We start from the raw sequence: 397 nt of genomic DNA on the forward strand, positions 1-397 counted from the left end.
AAGCAAGGCCAAGGGCCTCGAAGATCTTTTCCACGACGGACTGAAGGACGTCTACTACGCTGAGCGCAAAATCCTGGTTGCGCTGAAGAAGATGGCGAGGGGTGCCGAATCCGACCAACTGACCGCCGCATTCGAAAAGCATCGCGACGAGACGGAAGCTCAGATCGAACGGCTGCAGCAGGTCTTCGAGATTTTCGGCAAACGGCCACAAGGAAAGACATGTCCCGCAATCGACGGCATCATTGAGGAAGGGCAGGAGATACTTGAGGAATTCAAGGAAGCCAGCTCTGGACGCCGGGCTTGTGGCGGCGGCGCAAGAAGTTGAACACTATGAGATCGCCCGCTATGGCACCCTGATCACCTGGGCCGGACTGCTCGGCCTGAAGGATGCCGTGCC

At 57.9% G+C, this 397-nt stretch carries 1 pseudogene; it reads left to right on the plus strand.

The annotated features are described in order from the left end of the window. Positions 1–397, plus strand: a pseudogene (locus AC0L2C_RS34220) (YciE/YciF ferroxidase family protein); the annotation flags it as partial.

The organism is Mesorhizobium sp. WSM4845, assembly GCF_055811455.1.